This is a genomic window from Gammaproteobacteria bacterium, assembly GCA_016199745.1.
In the GTDB taxonomy this organism is placed as follows: domain Bacteria; phylum Pseudomonadota; class Gammaproteobacteria; order Acidiferrobacterales; family Sulfurifustaceae; genus JACQFZ01.
Genome location: JACQFZ010000047.1, coordinates 1 through 9,965 on the forward strand (window position 1 = coordinate 1; position 9,965 = coordinate 9,965).

Sequence of the window (9,965 nt, forward strand, 5' to 3'; positions counted from 1 at the left end):
AACAAGAACGCGTTGCGACGACGGCGGCGCCCCTGTCGGATCCACCGTTCTAGGAAAATACCTCGTGCCGGTTTCTGTTTCCGACGAATTCGCTCAGGCGCTTGCCAGCATTTAGGCGCGGATTTGGACCGCCACTAACAATACACCGTATGACGATAAAGGTCTCGCTCAAGCGCCTATCGCAGTTGCTTTTGACACTGCGACCAACACTAGACGCTGATAGAAATTCCGTCGCTTAATCAAAAAACCGAACAACAGGGAATGAGTTCATGACCATCGACAAAACTGTAGACGGTGTAACGTACCGGGAAGTATCAGTTGAAGCATTCAAAAGGGGGTTGTTTCGTTTGGCCGGCGAGGACATCAAAAAAGCCGAGGAACTTTTCGAGGAATTCAAGGAAGCCTACATCGAAGAAGTGATTCGTACTGCAAACGCAGAAAAAGAAGGAAAACCCCCCGCGCAGCTTGTCTTGGAACGGGTGGGAGTTCGCGAACGGCGGCGACACCTGCGAAAACTCAACTCAAACATGAAAAAAGCAGGAATGCGTCGACCGCCGAATACCGCAGCACATCATATCGCGTCATGGCATGATATAGAGGCCGAACAGGCGCGAGAAATTCTCCGACAATACGGAATTGATACTGATGATGCATGCAACGGGGTGTACATGCCGCGGAACACCAATTTTGTCCCGCATCCGGACATGCCAGCGGCTTATGCTCATTCAAAAATACACACTGATGTTTATTACGTAAACCTTACATTTCTGCTTGAAGAAATGGCTAAAAGGTCGGAAACAACGAAAGCGAATATGGTTGCCCTATTGCAGACGATCGCAAAGCAACTGACGGAAGGAACGTTTCCGATTCATACAAGACTCGATGGGCAAGGCTGAGAGGGCTTGAGCAATGACAGTTTACCTACTAGATACCGTTACCAACGATACCAAGTTGGGCAAGTTAGTGTTTGCTCATGAAATTAAGCCGGACGACGACTCGCATCAGTTCAAGGGCCAATCAAAGAAAGACAACTGGAAACCTTTGCAATTTTCTTGGCGCTTAAAACCAAATCAAAAACGCCAGAACTTGACTATCAATGACTTCGTGCTGGTCTTTGGTGCAGGTAACTACATCGCATTAAACGAGAAAGCCAAAACCGTTCTTGAGCCGGCTTTGGATGGTGACGCGGAGTATCTGCCGATTGAAATTAAGGATGAACAGTCGGATCGGTGGTATCTAATTAATGTGATCCATCGGTTAGACAATGTAGTGGATTACGAGAAAAGCCACTATATGGATCTTGTGGATGGAAGCCGCATTCTACAGCGCCCTGTTTTTATTGAGCGGAATATTCCGAACGATCGGGTATTTGTGTATCCAAATACCTACAACAGACCGATAGCCAAGGGCGAATTTCTGAAAGAACTGGTAGCCGCTCACAAGCTTACCGGCCTAAATTTCCTCCCGGCTGAGACCGTAGAGGCCGGCCCGTTGCCAAAGAGCGCGGCCGGTTAGTCGACCTCATAGCGGGCGCGTTGCGAATACATCACGCGCCCCGCGCTTTTTTCTTTCGCAATTCCTGTCGTATCCCTATGAGAAACCGAGGCAACAGCGCTTCATCCCCTTTTAGCTAGATACAACGGGATTGGAAATGGTCTCTAGTGAAAATCCCGCGACTCCGTCTTGAGTTTACCCAAGAGCAACGTCAAGTCGACCAGTCGGCGCGCGACCACATGTTGCACTTCGCCTTCTCGCTGCAGCGTGCCGATAACACCGAACAGGCGCGACTGCAATAGTTCGCGGCGTTGGCGCGTCGATACGCTTTTCCAAATGACCAAATTGCTGTGGCCGGTTTCGTCTTCGATCGTGACGAAGATCACGCCTTTCGCCGAGCTTGGGTGTTGGCGCGAGACGACGATACCGGCGATGCGGATAGGATCGCCGTGCGCGACCGCTCGCGACTCAGCGGCAGTGCGCCAACCGTCGGCGGCGAGACGCGGCCGCAACAATGCCAGCGGGTGGCGTCGCAACGTAAGCCCGATACTGTCGTAGTCGGCAACGATGTTGTCGCCTTCGGTCGGTACGGGTAACAGCGGTAACGCTTCGGTGATCGGCGTTTTCTCGAGCAATGGCGACGACGCCTCGACGCCGGCAACGGCCCAGTGAGCGTGATGGCGATGCGCCGCCAATCCGCGCAATGCGTCGGCATTTGCCAACGCGTTCAGCTCGCGACGATTGAGATCGGCGCGACGCGCTAAATCTTCGACCTGAGTAAACACGGCCTCGCACCGTCGCTGCACGACACGTGCGGCCGCTACCGGCGATAGGCCGCTCACCATGCGCAATCCCAAACGTACCGCCGGGCCACGGTCGGTTTGTTCGAGGGTGCAATCCCAATCGCTGATGCGCACATCCACCGGCCGCACCTCGACATCGTGACGGCGTGCATCTTGCACCAACTGCGGCGGCGCATAAAAACCCATCGGCTGGCTGTTCAACAGCGCCGCCAGAAATGCCGCCGGCTCATAGCGCTTGATCCAAGACGAGACATACACGAGCAAAGCGAACGAGGCGGCGTGCGATTCCGGAAAACCGTAATCGCCGAAGCCCAAGATTTGGTCGAAGATCCGACGCGCATACTCTTCTGGGTAGCCGCGCTGGCGCATGCCGTCGATCAATTTACGCTCGAACGTTTCGACGCCGCCGCGGTGGCGGAAGGTCGCCATCGACCGACGCAGCTGATCGGCCTCGCCCGGCGTGAAACCGGCGGCGACGGTCGCGAGCTTGATGACTTGCTCCTGAAAGATCGGTACACCCAGCGTACGCCCCAATACGTCTTCGACTTCCGGTGACGGATAATCGACCGGCTCGAGCTTCTGCCGCCGGCGCAGATAAGGATGCACCATCTTGCCCTGGATCGGACCGGGACGAACGATCGCTACCTCGACGACCAAATCGTAAAACTTTTGCGGCCTCAAGCGCGGCAGCATCGACATTTGCGCGCGCGATTCGATTTGGAAAACGCCGACGGTATCGGCGTTGCTGATCATCTTGTAAACCTTAGGATCTTCTGGTGGCAAGGAATCGATGGTCCAGCGTCGACCGCTGTACTGCGCGATCAAATCGAAGCTCTTGCGAATCGCCGTCAACATGCCGAGCGCGAGGCAATCGACCTTGAGCAGACCGAGCGCGTCGAGGTCGTCCTTGTCCCACTGAATCACCGTGCGCCCCGGCATCGATGCGTTTTCGATCGGCACTAGGCGCGACAGCTTGTCGCGCGCGATCACAAAGCCGCCGACGTGTTGCGATAGATGCCGTGGAAAACCGACTAGCGTGCGCACCAAGCCGCCGAGCAATTGCAGCTTCGGATTGCTCGGATCGAATCCCGCCTCCAGCAACCGTTCCGGCTCCAGCTTGCGGCCGTCCCACCATTGCAGATTCTTCGCCAGTCGATCAACCTGCTCGAGGTCGAACCCCAGTGCCTTGCCGACGTCGCGGATGGCGCTGCGTGTCCGATAAGAAATTACCGTCGCCGCCAAGGCGGCGCGGTCGCGGCCGTATTTTTCGTAGACATATTGGATCACCTCTTCGCGCCGCTCGTGCTCGAAGTCGACGTCGATATCGGGCGGCTCGTTGCGCTCGCGCGAAAGGAAGCGCTCGAACAATACTTCCATTTTCGCCGGATCGACTTCGGTAATGCCGAGGACGTAACACACCGCCGAGTTGGCCGACGATCCGCGTCCCTGGCAGAGGATCTGGCGACGACGAGCGAAGTGCACGACGTCATAGACGGTGAGGAAAAACGGCTCGTACCTGAGATCGCGGATGATGCTGAGCTCGTTCTCGATCAGACCACGCACCTTCACTGACTCGCCGGCCGGCCAACGCCAGCGGATGCCGCGCTCGGTGAGCGTTCGCAACCAACTGGTCGGCGTTTCGCCGGCCGGCACTAGTTCTTCGGGATATTCGTAGCGCAACTCGGTGAGCGAAAAGCGGCAACGATCGGCGACAACCAGCGTTTCTGCCAACAGCTCGGGCGGATAAAGCGCGGCCAGCCGTTGTTGGCGGCGCAAACTGTGCTCGGCATTGGCCGCGAGCTGGTGGCCGACGTTAGCCAACGGCACACCGAGACGAATGGCGGCAAGCGTGTCATGCAATGGACGGCGTTCACGCCGATGCATCTGTACGTTGCCGGCGGCTACCAGCGGCAGCTGCAACGATCGGCCGAGGCGGCGCAACTGCTCCAATCGTTCGCGATCGCGACCGTCGAGTCGCGACTCGAAAACCACCCAAGCGCGATCGGCGAAGACGTCGCGCAGCCAGGCGCCATGCGTCACCTCGCTGGAATCGTCCGCTAACCATAGCGCCAGACAACGCGCCGCCAACGCCATCACATCGTTGCAACTTAAACGGTACTCGCCCTTATCAGCGCCGCGACGACCCTGCGTGATGAGCTCCGACAAATCGCCGTAGGCGACGCGATCGGGCGCGAGCAAAATTAATCGCAATCCATCGATCAGTTTTAATTCGCTGCCGATGATTAACTGGAACCCAAGGTCGCGCGCAGGGATGTGGGCGCGTACGACGCCGGCGAGCGAGCATTCGTCGGTAAGCGCGAGCGCGCGATAACCGAGCACATGCGCCGTCGCCACTAATTCTTCGGGACGCGAGGCGCCGCGCAGAAAACTGAAATTGGAGATGGCGTGAAGTTCGGCGTACATGTTTTACATCCACCCCGCACACCGGCCTTCGCTCTCCCCTCCCCCCTTGCGGGGGAGGGGCAGGGGGAGAGGGGGAGTCATAAAAAACTGCTGCCGATACGAAGCCCCCTCTCCCCTGTCCCCTCCCCCGCAAGGGGGGAGGGGGACGTGGCGTTTTAGAGGAGAGGTTGCAGTTCTGGCGGAGCACCCCGCAATTACATTTATTACATCGATGATCATCGTGCCCAAAGGGCGCGATTCATTCTTACCCGAATATCCCATGCAAGAACCACGCACCGTCGCCGAGTTGCCGATAAACCCAGAACCGGCCACCGCCCGGATGATGCGCCACATAATAATCGCGGGTGATGTCATCACCGTCCCACCAACCCGATTCGATGCGCTCGCGATCGGGCGCCAACGTTAACGGCCCGTCGAGCCACGGCTTAGCTTCTTTGGTCGTCAATGCCAGCGGTTCCGGCAATAACCACAACGGCCGCTGACCGTATTCGCCGCTACTGTCGGCGGCACCCGGCGATACGGTACGCCAAGCGCGCTCGGGCCGATGATCGGCCACGGCGTCGATACCGCGCACTGCCTCGCGTCCGAGGCGAGCACTTAGTCGATCGATCAACGCCGCGGTCGACTCGGTCGAGGACTTAGCCGAGCGGAATAAATCGTCGTTGCGCAACACCATCGGCATCAGTGCGCCGCTATCGAGCACGATCTCTTCCACCGCTTCGGGCAACGGCGTGCGCCCGAGCAATTCTCGAAACAACGATTGCAAATGCGTCGCGCGGCGTGTCGGTTGCGTGAGATTGAGATCGACGACAGTGGCTGGCCGATGTGCGTGCCGCAGCATCAGCTTGAGCTCGGTCGTGCCGGCATTGCGCGCCAACATGAAACCTTCGAGCTCGCGCAACAATCGGTGCAACGCAAACAGCAGCCGCTCGGCCTCCAACACCGGCGCCGGTAACGACAACACACCGTGATAGTGCGCCGGCGGCACAAACGCGACCCGCGGATCGGGCGTGCGGCCGAGGGCTCGATCGAGCACATCGACCAACATAGGCCCAAGCCGACGCCGCAATCCGGCACGCGGTAGACGTTGCACGTGGCCGAGCGTGAGCACACCGACGCGCGCCAGCAACGCTCGCTCCTCGGCAGCGAGATCGAGCACTTTCAACGGCAGCCGCGCGAGCGCGCTGGCGAGCTCCGCTTCATGAATGACGCGGCTGCCGGCGCCGGCACTGGCGAGCCAGGTCGCCGCCAACGGCGTCGGCGCCAGCGCCAGTTGCGCGGCAAAACCCAATTCGTCCAGACCGCACCGCACTTTATAAAGAAGCCGCTCGATGCTGATAAACAACCGGCAACTGCCCTCGACCTCGAGCACCAACGCCTGCGGTGGCACCAAGCTCACGATCGATGTGAATTGCAATGCCCACGCCGCCAACCGTTCCAGCAACGCACGCTCGGCGACAATATCGCGCGTTTGCAGCTGCAGGTCGTGTGCCAAGGTATGCGCCGCGGCGACACTCATGCCGTTGTCGATGCCGGCGCGACGCCCGGCGTCATTGACCATTACGACGCGGCGGTTGCGTCCCTCCCCGTCGACGATGGCGAAGGGCGCGCGGTCATCGGCCCGCGCGAAAATTTCGAGCGCCAACCGTGGCAGATAAAGACCGAGCCAAAGCATTGCTCACCTCGATTCGTGCAGGCCCGACCGGCCAACCGCCGCGGCGTTTCAATACCGTGACATCCAATCCGGTCGTCGCCGGCGCCAGCTTGAGGCGCAATGCCGCCGGCGATGTCTCCACCTCTGCCGTCGGCGGCCGAAATAAAATACCGAGCGATTCGCCCGCTTCCGCCGCCAGCTGCAGGCGCCGCAACAGCGAGAACTCGAGGGTCCCAGGCCAGGCGAGCACGGCGCTGCACGTGCCTTCGCGCAGCGCCACTTCGAGCGACCATAGTTGATCTTTACGCGTGCGCGGATGCACCAACAGCACGCGCTCGAGATTGATACCGGCTGCGCGCAATGCCGGCGCATACGGGATATACGGCGGTGCAATGAAGGCGAGCCAACGCTCTTGCTGCGACAAACGGGCGAGTAACGGCGTTAACAATTGCAACTCACCGATGCCCGGCCGCGAATAAATAATTTCGGTCAACGCCGCCTCCGGCCACCCCGAAGGGATCAGCGCATCGAGCGCCGGAAACCCAGTCGACAAACCGCGCGCCGACGATGCCACACCTCCACGCCAAACATCCGTACGTTGCAATACGTTTTGCAGGTTCATGACAGTTTCCCGTTGCGAATGAGGCCGACACCGATGCCTTCGATGGCAAACGGCGTGCGCCGCAGATCGACTTCGATGGGTTGGAATTCCGGGTTCTCCGGCAACAGCTGCACCAGATGACCCCGGCGTTGGAAACGTTTGACGGTGACGTCGTTGTCGACGCGGGCGATCACGATCTGGCCATTGCGCGCCTCGGGTGTGCGGTACACCGCCAGTAGATCGCCATCGAGGATGCCGGCGTCGCGCATGCTTTGGCCGCGGACACGCAGCAGATAGTCGGCCGCCGGTTTGAACAACGTCATATCGACGTTGACGCGCGCTTCGATGTTCTCCTCCGCCAGAATCGGCTGACCGGCGGCGACGCGGCCGATGATGGCGAGGCCGGCTTGCTTCAGACGAATGCCGCGCGCCGCCCCGGGTATCAGCTCGATGACGCCCTTGCGCGCTAGCGCCTTCAGGTGGTCGTCGGCGGCGTTCTGCGAGCCGAAACCAAAAGCGAGACAGATCTCCGGCCGTGTCGGCGGTCGACCGTGCTCGGCCATGTGGCGGCGAATAAAGTCGTAAATTTCTGTCTGGCGATGGGTCAGCGAATCCATGACGCTCACTCAAAACGGGATACTGGTAATAATACCAGTGATCGGTTCTCGCGCAAGCGTTCTCTCGCAATGGCGATTTACCGCTAGTTTTTAGCCGCTAAACGCGCGCCCGGGGCTGGCACGCGTCGTCAGCTAACCATTCGAACCGCCACCATCGGCCGGTGCTCCACCGGGTAAGTCAACGTCGACGCCGTGTTGACGCTCCACCGATAACGCGTAAAACATCATGTGGCCATAACCTGCGCCATCGTTACGGGCTAAGCGTCGAGGCTTATAAGAAAAACAACGTGCTCGGGGTTGAAGTGACCAGCCGCGACGTCGCCGAGCTGTGCGGCCCGTTGTTCGCGAAGACCACCGGCGCGCAGTTGCCGGTGGATGGTGGTAATGACAGAGTTATTTAGACAGATAGGGTGCGCAATGCGCACCCTATCCTTTCAACTCACGCTCCTGTCCGTACTGGATCGACTATCAACCGCACACCCAGATAGCGTCGATGACATCGTTCATATCACGGGTAGGTGCTAATTCACGCCGTGAAATTTTGGTTAGGTCGGGCCAGTAAGTGTAGGCGGTATTCTGTTGGACATCAGACCAACCGTTGTTCTCCCAATCCCAGAAGTGCGACGTCGTTCCGGTTGTTTGATTGTTGATGATTGCGGAAACCTGATTATTCCATTGCGTACCGTTTCCCATTTTGTGATCCCACAGATAGACAAATTCGCCACATTTATACAGATTCATTCGGTAACCAAAATTATCCCCTGACGTATGTTGAAATAAACATAACACGCCATAGCCACATGACGGCGTCGCCGCTGTTTGTGCTTGCGTGGTTAGCTGCCCCGCCCCTTGGTTCTGCTTTTCCAACTTTTCTTTCGGGACCACCGTAACGCTTACACCGGGCTTAAGCTCGACAGTATCCTCACTGAGTTGTCGTGCTCCCTGATTTTGGATCATGATCGCATCGATTTCCGACTGCATCTCAACCGAACCGCCGACATGATCGGCGACGGTCGCAACCGGAGCTTCCGTTTCTGCTTGGGCGTTCGCCAACACTCCATATGTCATGAGTAACGCAGTGGTAAATGTGGTGACGTGCAACATACTCCCTGGCGATCTCTTTTTTACCGCTTTGTTCGTTATATTGTTCATTAACTACTCCTAGATTAAGGCATAAACGATTAATTTCGATTTATTCGTTCAGTGGTGCATCGTGTCGAAAAAAATTAGAAAAAAGCGAAAGTAATAATCAGCGGGATCTGGCTCACCTCCATTGTCTTCTGCGTATACGTACGTCTCCCGCTGCAGCGCTTTAGGTTCAATTTAAATCGTTTGAAAAATCTGGAACAAAAAAAAGGGTCGGAGAAAATATCTCCGGCCCCTCGGTTACTTCTCCGCGCCCTTGGTTTCGCTAAACTAGCTGCACGAATCCAGTTCCAATCTAATTAAACAGGGTACACGTCGCCGGCAAAATTCTTACCTTGCTGAGCTCGAGCCCATAGCCCCCTGTCCATCGAATCGGTCCATATCGTCCGCGACACGTATCCAATCGTACTCTCGCACAGAACAAGGCGCTTGAATCTGCGAGACAGCGTCGAAGATTGACGTCGTCTCAGGTGCTTGGGTCTTTTCTATCCTCTGATTGCGCCGACTGTATTCGATCAGACGCATCGCGATCGGTTCGACATCCGTCGGCGGAGGCACGATATCCTGCAGTCGACCGCCAAATATATCTTCGCCGATATCGCAGGGCCTGGTTTGCACGTGAAACTGCCGGCAAATAAACGGACGCACCGGGTAGATGGAACAGGCGCGGTCGACAAGAAAGGGGCAAGCGGTCGTGGATCGGTAATCGCGGAGTTGCTGCTTGAGACGCTGTTTCAATTCGCCGTCAAGCACCTCCGACACGTACCACAGGATGCCCTTCAATTCTAATTCCGTGAAAGGCACGTCCGGATTGTTGAGACAGCAGGCATGACAACCGCGATGACAGGCGAGCGTCATGCCGCTTCGTTGAAGCTTGGCAATATGAGCAGTGATCACCTCGTTGATCGCGTGATAGGTATCGAGCAACGTCCCGAGCCAGGGATATTGCTGCTCCGCGGTCGGATGGGAAAATCGCTCAGTCATCAAGCCACACCCTCAATTCATCGCAGGCATTGTTCGCAACATTAGCGCACTAGCCCAATTTGCGTTGGCAGCAGAGCGATTTGCGCAACTGTCTCTCCGTCCGCGTCGGAAAACTCGATCTCATAAGCCTCCTCAGGCTCCGAGAATTCCGCGACCACAACTCCTAATGCGCCCTTGGCAAGACCTTCACCAGGAATATCGGTGAGCAACCGGACCGTATCGTTTATCTTAAAGTTCATCGC

At 57.6% G+C, this 9,965-nt stretch carries 9 protein-coding genes; 2 read left to right on the plus strand and 7 right to left on the minus strand.

The genetic code is table 11. The annotated features are described in order from the left end of the window. Positions 1 to 269 precede the first annotated feature (269 nt). Together HY308_11085 and HY308_11090 are read left to right on the plus strand one after the other, a co-directional pair. On the plus strand, positions 270 to 896 hold the full coding sequence (locus HY308_11085; GenBank protein ID MBI3898827.1) for an AHH domain-containing protein: 627 nt from the start codon (positions 270 to 272) through the stop codon (positions 894 to 896). A 13-nt stretch (positions 897 to 909) separates the two neighbouring features. Then, the gene (locus HY308_11090; protein MBI3898828.1) at positions 910 to 1,515 is read left to right on the plus strand and encodes a hypothetical protein; all 606 of its coding nucleotides are present in this window, start codon (positions 910 to 912) and stop codon (positions 1,513 to 1,515) included. Positions 1,516 to 1,658: 143 nt separating this feature from the next. On the opposite strand, the gene HY308_11095 is transcribed toward HY308_11090, so the two are convergent. The 7 genes from HY308_11095 to HY308_11125 form a co-directional block, all read right to left on the minus strand. Beyond that, positions 1,659 to 4,721, minus strand: a complete 3,063-nt coding sequence (locus HY308_11095) for an error-prone DNA polymerase (protein ID MBI3898829.1) — start codon at positions 4,719 to 4,721, stop codon at positions 1,659 to 1,661. 244 nt (positions 4,722 to 4,965) lie between these two features. Next, positions 4,966 to 6,396: a DNA polymerase Y family protein gene (locus tag HY308_11100; protein ID MBI3898830.1), complete on the minus strand. Its 1,431-nt coding sequence runs from the start codon at positions 6,394 to 6,396 to the stop codon at positions 4,966 to 4,968. Next, positions 6,335 to 6,997 (minus strand): translesion DNA synthesis-associated protein ImuA, encoded by a 663-nt coding sequence (gene imuA / locus HY308_11105; GenBank protein ID MBI3898831.1) that lies wholly within the window; start codon positions 6,995 to 6,997, stop codon positions 6,335 to 6,337. Before imuA ends, HY308_11100 begins: the two co-directional genes overlap by 62 nt. Further along, positions 6,994 to 7,593, minus strand: coding sequence for a transcriptional repressor LexA (lexA, locus tag HY308_11110; GenBank protein MBI3898832.1), 600 nt, complete (start codon positions 7,591 to 7,593; stop codon positions 6,994 to 6,996). Before lexA ends, imuA begins: the two co-directional genes overlap by 4 nt. Before the next feature lie 468 nt (positions 7,594 to 8,061). Then, positions 8,062 to 8,745 carry a hypothetical protein gene (locus HY308_11115; protein ID MBI3898833.1) on the minus strand — a complete coding sequence of 228 codons (684 nt, stop codon included), beginning with the start codon at positions 8,743 to 8,745 and terminating at the stop codon, positions 8,062 to 8,064. Positions 8,746 to 9,069: 324 nt separating this feature from the next. Beyond that, positions 9,070 to 9,723 (minus strand): YkgJ family cysteine cluster protein, encoded by a 654-nt coding sequence (locus HY308_11120; protein MBI3898834.1) that lies wholly within the window; start codon positions 9,721 to 9,723, stop codon positions 9,070 to 9,072. A 41-nt stretch (positions 9,724 to 9,764) separates the two neighbouring features. After that, positions 9,765 to 9,962, minus strand: coding sequence for a DUF4926 domain-containing protein (locus HY308_11125; protein ID MBI3898835.1), 198 nt, complete (start codon positions 9,960 to 9,962; stop codon positions 9,765 to 9,767). Positions 9,963 to 9,965 lie beyond the last annotated feature (3 nt).